Here is a 12,437-nt window from a genome sequence, read left to right as displayed (position 1 = left end):
GGCTTACAGCATAAAGCGTATTAATGCAATTTTATTTTGCATTAATACTTAGTACGAAAGATTTTATGTTGTTCGGGAGCTTTATAATCATGAGCATTTTTGCTGTAGCGGCAACCCTTGCGGTTGCCATGTTGAGTTGGGCAACCGCAAGGGTTGCCACTACAGCAATTTTATTTTTTAAAAAACAACTTAAACCTTTGTACAAGACTAATAACTAATTCGGAATTCCGTCTTGAACTAGTTACGGGTAAGTGCCTTTAAATAACGGATATACCCATAACTAATAAAATCACATTACTCAATATTACCAAATCATTACCAAGTATTCCAATTTTCAAATCTCATTTAACATTCAATTAATTTTTCGTTAATCATGGGTTGAGTTTGGATTTTCACCTTTGTGAAAACAAATTTCAGAACCATGAATCGACTTTATACACTTCTTTTTCTATTTATCTCTTTTCTTTCACAAGCACAAGATGGGGTATTTTTAACGGCTGAAGATTTTATCGAAAATAAAGTCTATCGCCCCGAAGATTCCAAAATTCACGAACGATTTGCCACTGTAAGCATAAAGAATAATGGTTCAAAAATCATCTATTCTTCCGATAATGCCTATGGATATAAGTTCAAGGGTAGACAATGGCGTTTCACCGAAAATCGAACTTATGAAGTAGTTTCAACCGAAGGACTGTGGGTTTACCGAGTGCAAAATGCGACCGACTTGAGTTCTTTTTCCTATTATTTTAGCGATGGTGCTTATGGTGAAGTAAAGCCCTTGACACGACGTAATATCAGAAACTGTTTTTCTTCTAACTCAAAACTGATGGCAGTCTTAAATAAACTTGACTGGCGCATGGATTTGTTTCAGCCAACCAATTTTAGACATTTGCCCCTCATCTCAGCACTATTTGTTCAAGTTGTGGATACTTCCACCATTTACTAATAACGTTTTTCACTTATTGCAGGAAAGATTTGTAAAATAGAGACAACAAAAATAACTTTTCCTAGAAAATAAAACTATCGGAAACAATTAGTGTTACGATTGTGTCTTATGCATTGTAGGCAATTTGTATATTTGTTGTTATGAAGAAAACGTACTTTCCTGTTTTAAGCATTGCTGGTTCTGACCCTTCCTCTGGCGCAGGAATTCAGGCAGATTTGATTACCATTGCAGCACTGGGTGGTTACGCATGTACTGCGATTACTGCCATTACAGTTCAAAATACCCTAGGAGTGAGTGGTATTTATCCTGTACCAGCACAGGCGGTTAGAGAACAGGTTGAGGCAATTCTAACAGACATTAAGCCCCTCGCCATCAAAATTGGTATGTTGCACCGATTTGAAATTGTCAAAGAGGTTGTTGATATATTGAGTCGGTTTCCTAAAGTACCTATCGTGCTGGATCCTGTGTTTTTATCATCTAGTGGTCACCCATTACTGGACGAGGAAGGCATACAGTTGATGATTGAGCAACTTTTTCCGTTGGTAACCGTGCTAACACCCAATCTTACTGAGGCGAGTTGGCTACTAGGAAAAGAAATCAAAGAAAAAGATCAAATGCCAGAAGCGGCTAAGGAGCTTTTGAAATTTGGCGCAAAAAGTGTTTTGCTGAAAGGTGGACATCTAGAAGAGGAAGTACTGTCAGATTGTTTGGTCAAATCTTCTGGAGAAATATTCTTTTTAGACCACAAAAAAGTAAATTCCAACAATACCCATGGTACAGGCTGTACATTATCGTCGGCGATAGCAGTAAATTTAGCACAAGGATTTAGTGTAGAATACGCAGTCGAACGGGCAACAGAATACGTCGTTAAGTCCATCGAAGGAGGAAAAGATTATCAGTTAGGAGGAGGAAATGGTCCTTTAAAGCATATTTGATAAAATAAGCTATATTGTGATTTAGAAATATTTTTCTAAATCACAATATAAACTCATTGAGTCTAAAGAAACCAACTTATTTGAGTTCATCAAATAACCTATACAATATTTCAATCATTTGTTTGTAGAATATCATTGTCAAGCAAAATTCTTATAAGGATTCCAAACCTCAATACTGGGGTACACCGCACAAATACCAAGATTATCGTGAACAAAGGGAACATAATAACTCCGAGTTTTATTGTTTTCATTCGTTCCCATTAAAACACCTAGTACGTCGTTGTTTGCTAAACTAAATACCAAACTTCCTGATTCACCAGGTTCAGAGAAAGGACTGCCAGATAAAGAGGTTACTTCGGAAAGTCCTGTAAAAGCGTATTCATTATCACCTAAGCTAACCAAGTACTCTTTATCGATAAATAACTGACTAACTATCCCTTGTTTGGTTGAGCCGTTATTGGTAACCATATATACCCTTTCGCCTTCTTCGGCCATACGAATTTCTCCGGGTACTGTTTTATCATCTAAGAGCATTCTCCAATAAGGTCTTGCATCTGGGGCTAATTTAAATAATGCGACATCAAGGTAGTTTGTGCTATCGCTATTTATATCTATCCAACATTGAAGCGAGCCTACTACAATTTGAGAACCAGACTTGCATATTTTATCTCCCATTTTACATTGTCCCAGATTTGCCAATACATGATTATTGGATATTCCAAAGATTTCATCTCCGCCAAAAGTAAAAAAACCGCCTAATGTTCCCGGATTAGTTGTTCCTCTTCTAATTATCCGCATTCCATTATAAATATCGCTCATTTCAGTATTTTTTTGGAATTATATAAATGGAAAAAGGTAACATCTACTGCACAAAACACCCCAATACGCCAAGCGTTGTCTTTATATTCATTGCCAGCAACATTCACAGTTCTGAGCGATGGCGTATAATTTATCCCAGCTCCTATTACCAAAGGCGAGTTCTTGAAATGCCTCATTATAGAGAACCCTGGCGACAGCAATTGTTTAAAAGTAACATTGGGGCTAGCTTCTTCATCTTCCTTGCTATTTAATCGGTAGTTCAGCACAGCACCAAAATCTAAAAATTGCAAGAAAAGATTAGTACTTGAAAAACTCTTAGTTGAACCCTTCTTTTTGTTTCCAATGCTAAAATCTATACCCATTGGCATAAAAGCAGATATTGATGAGGCCTCCGTATTTGTTTTAGTTATTTTCTCCCAACCTCCAAAAATACCTGGGTAAGCACTCAATGATATACTAAATGAATGAGTGTTTTTTAGTTGATATAAATTTTTGGGGATTAGTTCTTCTAAGGCTGTCTTTACTTCGTCGGCTGTTTTGGCATTAATGATATTTATCATAAAACTACCATAGATGTGTAATTTAGTTATTACATCAGTTATTTTGCCCTGCGTATCAATTAATCGCATGATGCCCAAAGTACCATCTACCACATCTCCATATTGTTTATTGGCCACGCCTTCAGCTATTTCAGATATGGCTGTGTAATATTCTTTACTGACCTTTTTAAACTTTATAAGTTTTTCAGTATCACCCTTGTTATTCTTAGTAAGGTACGAGAGTATATCTACACTTTGTTCTGTCAATTGAAAGCTCAACTCAAATAGCTTTCTACTATCTTCAAAACTCAGTTTACTTTCTATGTTATTCTCTTCACTATTAATCATTGTTTGATAAGTACTTATCAGCGAGATAGTCTTTTTGAATAGGTTGACAAAATCGTTTACCTCTGCATTTTTGTTGTCTAATAATTTGTTTATAATGTTATTGCTATCATTACCTAAAGCAAATGCTAGTTCTTTTTGGTGCTTAGTATATAATAATTTGATAAATGCTTTCCAAGCATCTGTATCCATTTGTTTAAATCCCTCTACACTTACAGGCTTATACGTATCATTGTCTTTCATTACGCCGCCTGCTTTTAATAGTATATCTGTCAATACTATGGCTTGTTTAAAATAAGATTTGGTGTTAATCGTATTTTGTTCTAAAAGGTAGTCAGTGCTTAAATCACTAACAGAATTTACAAGGTGCTTCTTGAGGTACAAATCATAAACCAATTTGCTACCACCTGATATTATTGGTGCAACTTGTAGGGAATCTGATACTTCTGCCTTTTTTAAAAGGGATGATACAAACGATTCTTTTTGTAAAGCCAACGGTACATTTCGAAAGTCCTCTTGAAAGGCTGATTTCCACTTATCACCAAACCTTGCCATGCTTAGGCTTTGTTCTTCATTAAAAGCTTTTAGGGTTCCTAAGGTTTGGGGTATCAGTTCTTTAATAATTTGTACTGAACCTAGCTTATCATACCATCCAGCCAAATATTTTTCTACCAATTGCTCTTTTGCTCTGCTAATGGTAAAGTCAACTATACCATATATTATTTCTGTTTCATGAAAGGCAAAGTTTGTAGAATTATTACCTGATGTAAAATTCATTTTTTGATCTATTGCCCCATCTTTATCGAAAGCTCCAAATTTTTCAGGGACTTCAGCAATCATACTTTCATCGACATTATTATACTCCATTATATAAAGAATATATCTTAATTCCTTTTTAGCTTCTTTTTCCTGAAGTTGTGTTTCTATTGATAATACACCTTTTGTTTCTTGTGGATCATTTTTGGTAGAAGAGTCGGCTTTGTTCGGTATTGATTCAGGTTGACGTCCAGGACCAGAAGGTGCGCTACCTTTTTTCCCATTAATTGGTTTGGTTAGTGTGTTTGGCACAAGTTTTTTTTCTATTGCTGGCGGATTCACCTGTATAAGTTTCGTATAAATAAGATTAACCGTTGTGGTATCGATTTGAAGATTCTCTTTCCCAGTTTTCTTGTCAATCTCCTTCCCAAATTTTACATTTAGACTTTTATCATTTTTTTTGATAACCTCAATTTTTTTAATAACCTCTGAAATATACTTTGCTTCGTTCAGATAATTAGTCTGGGCATATATGCTTGTATTTGCAATTATGCACAAAAGGGCAATAAGAATAATGTGCTTTTTCATAGTGATATAGAGATTTTAGTAGAAAGAATATAAACTAAATTTATGCGGGCTGTGATGTTCCACCCTTGGGTACTTTAGGATCGGTACTTACTAAAGCTTGTTGTTGCTCAGGAATATACTTTTTGATGAAGCCCTCAATAAAGTCTGTGCCAGCGTATCCAATCCCTAAAAGTGTCATGATTGTTCCTTTCAAGTTTGTGTCAAAGAAATTGTCTTTAAATTCTGATAAAGAGACTATTCCCAGTATCCCAGCCACAAAACCTATAATAAGACTTATAACAAACCTAGTAGTTTGGAACATTTCGGTAAGCGTGACATTTTTATTAGAAGCTTCGTCATTTAGCTTTTTAAGACCTACAACAAATCGTACCATTTGCCCAACTAAGCCTAATAAACCACCAATAAGTAATTGCAAGAGAATTTCTGATGTTGTTGTCATAGTGTATAGCGATTGAAAATTTTGTATTTAATTATTAAATACTCTCTCCGACATAGGTCTCAAATAGTACAGATTGTTAGACCTTCATAAGTGATAGTCTAAGTTATTGATTAAGTATTAGTTATGATGAAAAATGGAAGAATATCTAACCTGTTTTTTATTTTATGGTAGTAAATGCAAGCACTTGAGCGTCATTAAAGGAATGGATGTTGGTTATTTTGAGTTTCTTTATTATTCAGTTCAAAAATTCTACATCATCACCAATACAGGGTGAATAGCTTTTATCTTAATAGACTACAGAAAGGCCGAAAGGAGATTTGTATCTTATCATGAGTTCTATCTTGCCATTTCACTAAATGCTTGGAGTTTTAAGTCTAGTTTTTACAGGTATATGACAAATTGCTATGGATTCTATAATATCCTTATCAAGTATATGTTACGGAAAAATGTTACTTTGATATGGTGCAGAAAACAAATAGGGGTAGTCTTTTATTTTAAGAAACGTGTCAAAAATTAAAATGAATTAATCATATATAAATGATTATTAGTGCAGAAAATAATTGTTATTTATGTTAAATTATTTAGTTTTGGGTAATCGTTTCAACCAACCATAATTAATAAATAACGACACATTTTTAATGAAGTAGTTCCTTATACCAATGATTTTTATTGGAAAATAGGTATATACTTTATTGACTTTTAAACTAAAACTATGAAAGACAACTACCCTTTACTTAGAGAAAGAGTGCAATCCTCTATAATCGACTTAGTGTTCATAATCATCCTAATGTATCTTTTGACACATCTTTTCAGTATTTTTAAAAATGTTCCTGACGAGATTCGTTTAAGTGCATTTCTTTTATTATTTGGAGGTTATGAACCAATATGCACCGCATTTGGCGCCACTTTAGGGCACTATTTAACTAGAATTAGAGTTCGCAAGCTTGCAGACACATCTCAACGTATCAATATTCTACAATCTTTCATTCGCTATCCTATAAAAGTTGCTCTTGGAATGTATGCTTACCTTTCTATTTCAAGAAATTCACAAAGAAGAGCTATTCATGATTTGGCAGCAGGAAGTGTTATGATTAGAGTGTAAACTTAGACATTAAATGAGTTTTCAATCTTAAAATTTATCTACAACCATAACCTATAACACTATGTTCAAAAAAACACTCTATGTTCTTACCTTAATTTCCTTGAACACTTGTCAATCAACTACTTCAAATCAGTCTCATGGAACAGTGGATACTCTTATCGCATAAAGGGTTTAAACGTTGAAACCAAATACTAGAAATATAGAAGTGTCAATCTCTCAAAGAGAAGTTGATGAGCATGACTAAAAAGTTATTACGATAACAAGAGATTGATAGATATATGCTCTATCAATCTCTTGTTGCTTTTATTTTGCTTTTCTGACCGTAATTAAGGTTTGCAAAACCACTGAAAGTATTACAAAAAACAAGCCCACATAAAATGAAGTGTTGACGTCCTTGCCTTCATCGAAGAAGAGAAATGCCATAATAATTGCATAAATAGGCTCCAGATTGAAGGTCAAATTTACAGTAAATGCAGGTATCTTTTTCAGAACTTCAGCAAATGAGACGTACAATCCAACGGTGCAAAAAAGAGATAGAAATAGTAAATAAAAAGTGTCCTTAGCACTAGGAATGATACTTTCTGCTGGAAAATAGTTTAAATATAGTGGCAACAATAAGCCAAGAACAACCGTCCCTCCAAGCATTTGATAATAATTAATTAGCTTACTATCGTAATTGCTCACTAATCTTTCATTATAAATGGTGTATAGCGCAGCAAATGCCGAAGACACCACCCCAAAAGCAATTCCCAACTGATTGGATGTATCAAAATGAAAGATAAGACTAATGCCCAATAGCGTTATTCCACTCAGCAACATTTCAGAGACGACAAAGCTCCTTTTATCAATAATAGGCTTGAATAGTGCCGTAAAGAAGCTTGTCAAACTATAGCATACCACTCCAACCGAAATATTAGAGTACTTAATACTTGCATAGAAAAATATCCAGTGTGTAGTAATAAGTAATCCAATTTTAGCAATATCTAATTTTTCTTTGAAACCGATTCGAGTACTTACTTTTAAAAGCTTTAAGATAACGAAGAGAAAAATAGAAGAAAAGAAAACTCGATACCATGTCAACAATCCTTCGTTTAAAGTGATGAGTTTGCCGAAAATGCCAGTAAATCCAGCAAAAACTACTGCTAGGTGTAGCAATAAATATGATTTTTTCATAACAATGCCTTTCTTGTTCATTTTCAGAACAAGATTTATTAAAACGTTAAAATTTTATCGAAATGAAAAAGTATAACAAATCATCCAATCTACAAATTGGAGTTATACTTCTTTGAGAATCGAAAGAAATATTAAGCGATTGGAGGCGAAAGACAACTGTTAGGAATCATATTTTGGTTTTGTTAAGCCACAAATATAATCGTATACGGCATACAAATGGATAAAGTTTAGGTTAAATTATGAATTCATATTTTTTAAACTCCGATTGAGAGTCCGAACAGAAATACCTAAATAGGCTGCCATTTCTTCTTTTGAAAGTTGAATTTCTTGCTTAGTTTGAAGTTCAAGAAGTTTTGATAGGCTATGTTCTACAGTGTATAATTGTTGAAATGAAGCTCTGCTCGACGTATTTACGATTCTCTCAGCAAAGGCTTCAAGTAGTAACTTGTTTAAATTCAGGTCTTTATTCAATAGTTCTTGAAAATAGGCACTAGGAATAACAAAAGCCGAAACACTCGTGATAGCCTCAATATTACACAAACAAGGCATTTGCCGAATACTTTCTATTTCTCCGACGATTTCCCCTTTTCCCAAAAACTCTACAATAAACTCTTTGTCATTCTCTTCGTTAAAAAAACATTTTGTAAAACCGCTTTGAATAAGCATCACATTGGGCGCTGCTTGGTCTTGGTAAAGTAATTTTTGACCTTTTGCAAATGACTTTAGGACAATATTATGGCGATTTTGCTCACTGTCGTATATGCCTTGAATGAAGTCTAAAAACTTTTGATTAGTTCGTAACATCTTGACTTGGGACAAATGTCCTTTTTAATGTTTTTTCTTCTTCAGATTTTTGCCAAAGAAAAACAAAGTTAGCGGAAAAGGCTCTAAAGATTGGTACTAACCAGTCTGCTGAATGGAAAAAATAAGTCTTTGAGACAATTTTAAGTCAAAAATCAATGAAACAATTAATTAACTTAGAGGAGTGGGATAGAAAGGAGCATTATCTTTTTTTCTCAAAATTTGAAGAACCATTTTACGGAGTAACAGTAAAAATAGACTGCACAATTGCCTATCAAAAAGCAAAGGAGAATGGAAAATCGTTTTTCTGGTATTATTTGTATCGTTCTTTAAAAGCAGCCAATGAAATAGAAAATTTTAGATATCGAATCATTGACCATAATCCTTACAGCTTCGACGTTATAAACGCTTCTCCAACTATTAGCCGTCCTAATGGTACTTTTGGATTTGGGCATGTTTATTATGATGAGTCAGAAGAACAGTTTTATCAAAACGCGAAGAATGAAATTGAGAGAGTTCATAGTACTACTGGATTAATGCCTGCTGTTTCGGGTGAGAACTTGATTCATTACTCTGCCATTCCTTGGCTTGATTTTACGTCTATATCTCATGCAAGAAGTTTTTCTTTTCCAGATAACTGTCCGAAAATATCTTTTGGCAAAATGATAGAAACGGATGGACAAAAAAGTATGAGTGTTTCCATTCATGTGCATCATGCCTTGGTAGATGGCTATCATGTAGGTCTATATGTAGACCGTTTTCAGGCATTGATGAATGAGTTTTAATGCATTAAAAACAAAAGTCACCCCTTGATTCTATCCAAGGGGTGACTTTTGGCGTAATAAATGGCTATTTTAACTGCGCTTTCAAATCAAAAATCTTATCCATCAGCAACCATTTTTCGCCAGGTTGTGCCATTGGCAAGGCATCTTGATATTTCCACATTAGTTTTTCCCATTCTTGAACTTTTGGATTTTCAGCATCCATTTGTCCTTTTCTTTCGAACGAAAAAGAATCATCGACTTCCATAATCATAAACAAGCGGTTGCCCAGTCGATAAATTTCCATTTGGGTAATACCTGCTCCAGCAATACTTTGCAATATTTCGGGCCAAACTGCCTCATGGTATTTTTCGTACTCAGCTATCAACTGTTCATCGTTCACTAAATCAAGCGCCAAGGCAAATCTCTTATTCATGTTTTACTATTTTATGTTTGTCAACACGACGACGAATCGTGTAAAGTAGTCAAAAGTTTATTTTTAATTTGGTCTGTACCTAAGCTTGAATTTTAATTTCGGATTTTTTAATCATTCTCGAAAAAACTTAATCCAAAATCAAACATCCCAAATCTGCAATCATTAGTGTCCTGCATTTGCAATGGCGCCCTTCGATGATTTTGTTTTTAGTGCAAAGAAAAGTACTACTACAAAACATGCCAATGGAACAATATATGCCGTTTGGATTGAACTAATGTCAGAAATACGTCCCATGATAACAGGGAAAATAGCGCCTCCAACAATTGACATAATCACTAAAGATGAACCCAACTTAGTTTGTGAACCCAAGCCTTGAATACTCAATGAAAAAATGGTTGGGAACATAATAGACATAAAGAATTCAACGCCAATTAATGCATAGATAGAGGTAAAGCCACCAATCATAATTGCAACCGCCAAAAGACCGATATTGAAAACACTATAAACCGCCAACAAACGATTTGGTGCGATATATTTCATCAAGAAAGTACCTAAAAAGCGTCCTAACATGAAGCATAACAAAGCAAAAGCCAAATAGCCAGCAGCCTCTTTTTCACCGATTCCAGCCGTTTTACCCAAGAAACGAATAAAGAAACTCGATACACAAACCTGTGCTCCCACATAAAAGAATTGTGCCAGAACACCCAACATCAAATTAGTCTGTTTGAAGATACTTCCTTTTTCTGTTGCGCTATTTTCGTCAGTACTTTCCTTAATTTCAGGCAAGTTCGTTTTCCATAAAATCGCCGCAACACTTAATACTACTAAACCAATAACGATATACGGAATTTGAACACTTTGAGCTTCGTGTGTCAAAAGTGCGTCTACTTCACTACTCGATAATGTTTTTAATTGCTCTTCAGAGATAGTAGTATCTGTCAAAATAAAAAATTTGCCAGCCAATGGTGCTAATGAAGCCGCCAAACCATTGAACGATTGAGATAAATTAAGTCTTTGCGTAGCTGTATGCTCATCGCCCAAAACTGTTACATACGGGTTTGCTGCCGTTTCCAAGAAAGTCAAGCCACTCGCAATAATAAACAAGGCAAAAAGAAACAAACCATAAGTACGTGTTCCTGCCGCAGGATAAAATAAAAATGCCCCTCCAGCAAAAATCAATAGACCTAGAATAATCCCTGATTTATAACCGTATTTGTTCATCACCAAACCCGCAGGAATGGCCATCACAAAATATCCTACAAAAAAGGCAGAATCAATAAAAGCAGACTGAAGGTCGGTAAGTTGACAAGCTTTCTTTAGATGCGGAATCAAAATTGGGTTGAGATTGTGTGCAAATCCCCACAGAAAAAATAATACTGTTATTAATATAAAAGGGATTAAATAGGATTTCGTGGAATCGTTTGTTTTCGGCAATGCCATAAATGTTTGATTTAAGTTATTTAACTGTTGTCAAAAGTCAATTTTTTAGAAAAATACTCATACGGCAAAAATATGAGACATTCCTTAATTTAGCGATTATGTTAAAATTTGTATTCTAGCAGAGAGACGCAATGATTGCATCTAAAGAGGTATCATTTGAAAAATAGTATCAAACATGATTCATCCCGAATTATCGGATTGGGATTATTCTTCAAGTTTTCATCAAAAAAGCGGTCGGAAAATATTTTCCGACCGCTTTTTTGATGCTATCATACTAGATTTCACTCGGCTTTAGACGCAATGATTGCGTCTCTACTAGTAAAATACCTATTAAAAATAATCACTCATTCGTTAAATTAAAGATGACTCAACTTTTACTTTTCATGTTTAGGGAAATTAAACAAAGAAGAAGTAATAATCGGAATCGCAAAGATGGCTACTGTCAAGATAGAAATATAAGAATCTGCTGTTTCGCCTTCCATGAAGTGACAGAACGCATTGTCTGGATACAAATGACAAACGGCTGAAAGCGCTAATTTTACACCAAGTACCCCAATTACGATAAATGCTGAAGTTTCAAGAAAAGGATAACGCTCCATCAAGCGCACAAAAGCTTGGGCAACAAATCTCATCGCCAAAATCCCGATAAATACCCCAATCCAAATAAGGTAGATATTGTCTGTAAAAGCTACTGCCGCAAAAACGTTATCAATCGAAAAGGCTAAATCCATTACTTCCACCATGATAACGGTAGACCAGAAAATGCCAAAGCGACCAATGGTATGTTTATAAACCCAATTTTCTTTCTTATTTAAAGTATCATCTTCATGCTCTGGTGTTTTTTCTGTTTTGAAATAATCATAGCACAAATACAAGAGATAAAGTCCACCGAGAGGTTTGAGCCACCAAACTTTCACGAGCATTGCTGCAAATAACAAGCAAATACCACGGAAAATATACGCGCCAATGATACCATACTTCAAGGCTTTTTCTCTTTGGTCTTTAGGCAAGTCCATCACCATGGTTGCCAAAACGGCAGCATTATCTACCGATAGTAAGCTTTCAATTAATACGAGGTTTCCAATAATCAAAAATGCTTTTCCTAAATCATCCCCAAGGATGTGATGCAATAATTCCATACTGTCTGTTTAATTTTTTTCAAATTTAGGCATAAAGAGGTCTAAAAATGCCCTGCACAAGTATTTTCTTTTTAACGGCAAATAATTGGTGTAAATGGTTAAAGACATTTTCTATGGTTTTAGTAGGGTATTTTCTATTCTTATCATTTAATAGACTACCTGAAAAAACATCAGACGATGAGAACCTAGGATTCCATTCTCTCCTAAGGGTATAATTA

12 protein-coding genes are annotated in these 12,437 nt (G+C 34.6%); 4 read left to right on the top strand and 8 right to left on the bottom strand.

All coding sequences use genetic code 11. The annotated features are described in order from the left end of the window. Positions 1-421 precede the first annotated feature (421 nt). Positions 422-946, top strand: a complete 525-nt coding sequence (locus tag GVN22_RS15965) for a hypothetical protein (RefSeq protein WP_166552013.1) — start codon at positions 422-424, stop codon at positions 944-946. A gap of 140 nt (positions 947-1,086) precedes the next feature. Continuing rightward, complete coding sequence (thiD, locus tag GVN22_RS15960; RefSeq protein WP_166552012.1) at positions 1,087-1,881, top strand: bifunctional hydroxymethylpyrimidine kinase/phosphomethylpyrimidine kinase; 795 nt, start codon at positions 1,087-1,089, stop codon at positions 1,879-1,881. Positions 1,882-2,019: 138 nt separating this feature from the next. On the opposite strand, the gene GVN22_RS15955 is transcribed toward thiD, so the two are convergent. Genes GVN22_RS15955 through GVN22_RS15945 form a run of 3 tightly spaced genes read right to left on the bottom strand, consistent with a single transcriptional unit; the run spans position 2,020 to position 5,367 of the window. Next, positions 2,020-2,700, bottom strand: coding sequence for a hypothetical protein (locus tag GVN22_RS15955; RefSeq protein WP_166552011.1), 681 nt, complete (start codon positions 2,698-2,700; stop codon positions 2,020-2,022). After that, entirely contained in the window at positions 2,697-4,928 is a 2,232-nt protein-coding gene (locus tag GVN22_RS15950; RefSeq protein WP_166552010.1) for a hypothetical protein, read from the bottom strand. Before GVN22_RS15950 ends, GVN22_RS15955 begins: the two co-directional genes overlap by 4 nt. 40 nt (positions 4,929-4,968) lie before the next feature. Continuing rightward, complete coding sequence (locus GVN22_RS15945; RefSeq protein ID WP_166552009.1) at positions 4,969-5,367, bottom strand: hypothetical protein; 399 nt, start codon at positions 5,365-5,367, stop codon at positions 4,969-4,971. 712 nt (positions 5,368-6,079) lie between these two features. On the opposite strand from GVN22_RS15945, the gene GVN22_RS15940 reads away from it, so the two are divergent. After that, complete coding sequence (locus GVN22_RS15940; RefSeq protein ID WP_166552008.1) at positions 6,080-6,469, top strand: RDD family protein; 390 nt, start codon at positions 6,080-6,082, stop codon at positions 6,467-6,469. Between the two features lie 303 nt (positions 6,470-6,772). Here GVN22_RS15940 and GVN22_RS15935 read toward each other — a convergent pair whose 3' ends face one another. Continuing rightward, a complete protein-coding gene (locus tag GVN22_RS15935; protein WP_166552007.1) occupies positions 6,773-7,642 on the bottom strand; it encodes a DMT family transporter in 870 nt (289 codons plus the stop codon). A gap of 237 nt (positions 7,643-7,879) precedes the next feature. After that, positions 7,880-8,446, bottom strand: a complete 567-nt coding sequence (locus tag GVN22_RS15930; RefSeq protein ID WP_166552006.1) for a Crp/Fnr family transcriptional regulator — start codon at positions 8,444-8,446, stop codon at positions 7,880-7,882. Between the two features lie 155 nt (positions 8,447-8,601). Here GVN22_RS15930 and GVN22_RS15925 point away from each other — a divergent pair, with 155 nt between their 5' ends. Next, positions 8,602-9,228 (top strand): chloramphenicol acetyltransferase, encoded by a 627-nt coding sequence (locus GVN22_RS15925; RefSeq protein ID WP_166552005.1) that lies wholly within the window; start codon positions 8,602-8,604, stop codon positions 9,226-9,228. Between the two features lie 64 nt (positions 9,229-9,292). Here GVN22_RS15925 and GVN22_RS15920 read toward each other — a convergent pair whose 3' ends face one another. The 3 genes from GVN22_RS15920 to GVN22_RS15910 all read right to left on the bottom strand — a co-directional run bounded on the left by GVN22_RS15920 (position 9,293) and on the right by GVN22_RS15910 (position 12,219). Then, positions 9,293-9,640 carry an L-rhamnose mutarotase gene (locus tag GVN22_RS15920; RefSeq protein ID WP_166552004.1) on the bottom strand — a complete coding sequence of 116 codons (348 nt, stop codon included), beginning with the start codon at positions 9,638-9,640 and terminating at the stop codon, positions 9,293-9,295. 162 nt (positions 9,641-9,802) lie between these two features. After that, positions 9,803-11,080, bottom strand: coding sequence for an L-fucose:H+ symporter permease (gene fucP, locus GVN22_RS15915; RefSeq protein WP_166552003.1), 1,278 nt, complete (start codon positions 11,078-11,080; stop codon positions 9,803-9,805). 374 nt (positions 11,081-11,454) lie between these two features. Continuing rightward, positions 11,455-12,219: a TerC family protein gene (locus GVN22_RS15910; protein WP_166552002.1), complete on the bottom strand. Its 765-nt coding sequence runs from the start codon at positions 12,217-12,219 to the stop codon at positions 11,455-11,457. Positions 12,220-12,437 lie beyond the last annotated feature (218 nt).

It is taken from the genome of Cellulophaga sp. BC115SP (assembly GCF_009905545.1).
GTDB lineage: Bacteria > Bacteroidota > Bacteroidia > Cytophagales > Spirosomataceae > Flectobacillus > Flectobacillus rivi.
Note: the sequence above shows the minus strand (reverse complement) of the source record. Positions and strands in the feature narration are given on the sequence as shown.